The organism is Campylobacter sp. BCW_6871, from assembly GCF_001762325.1.
GTDB lineage: Bacteria > Campylobacterota > Campylobacteria > Campylobacterales > Campylobacteraceae > Campylobacter_D > Campylobacter_D jejuni.
Map to the genome: position 1 here is coordinate 1 of NZ_MJWQ01000023.1, position 679 is coordinate 679.

The following is a 679-nucleotide window of genomic DNA, read 5'->3' on the forward strand; positions in this document are numbered from 1 at the left end:
TAAAAACCCACTGGACACGTAAAGAAAATTCACCTTATTTTTTTAATAATGAAAATTATCTTATTAGAACATTGTTAAATAAAGATCATTTGATTTTACAAAGTCAAAAAAATAAAAATATCATTTATGTGAGTTATCATAGCAAAGAAGATCCTTTAACTCCAGCAAATTTTAAAGAACAAACCATGCAAATATTAAAAATTTTAGGTTACGATGTAAGCTTAAATTTGATAGATGAAAATCAAATTGATGGAAAATTTATTAAAAATTTAGATCATGGTTGTGGTATACCTGATAAAGCCTTATTTAGAAAAGAACTTCCTTTAATGCTTGAAAAACTACAAAAAAGAAAATCTTTTATGCAAGAAAATTCCATCTCTTATCCTTGTGGGAATAAAGTATTTACTTTTAAAGATGTAGAAAATCAGTTAAAATTGATTATTAATTAAAAAGGAAAATATATGCTCATAAACCAAACCTTTGAAATCGATTCTTGTGATGATGTAGAATTAAATATAAAAAGAACTAGTAAACTTGAATACCGCATAAGTTATGATGATGAAAAAGATCTCAAAGCTATAGTTTTTGTCATAGGAGGTTATGGAGCCAATGCAAATATATATTTTTTAGACTCTTATAGAAATTATATTGCTAAAAATTTTGATGTTGTAGCAGTGCA

2 protein-coding genes are annotated in these 679 nt (G+C 25.0%); both read left to right on the forward strand.

All coding sequences use genetic code 11. The annotated features are described in order from the left end of the window. Positions 1-449: DUF2920 family protein (locus AJ930_RS02415; protein WP_148122806.1), on the forward strand; the 449-nt coding region annotated here is incomplete at its 5' end. A gap of 12 nt (positions 450-461) precedes the next feature. Continuing rightward, the coding region (locus AJ930_RS02420) for a DUF2920 family protein (RefSeq protein WP_148122807.1) at positions 462-679 on the forward strand (218 nt) is incomplete at its 3' end.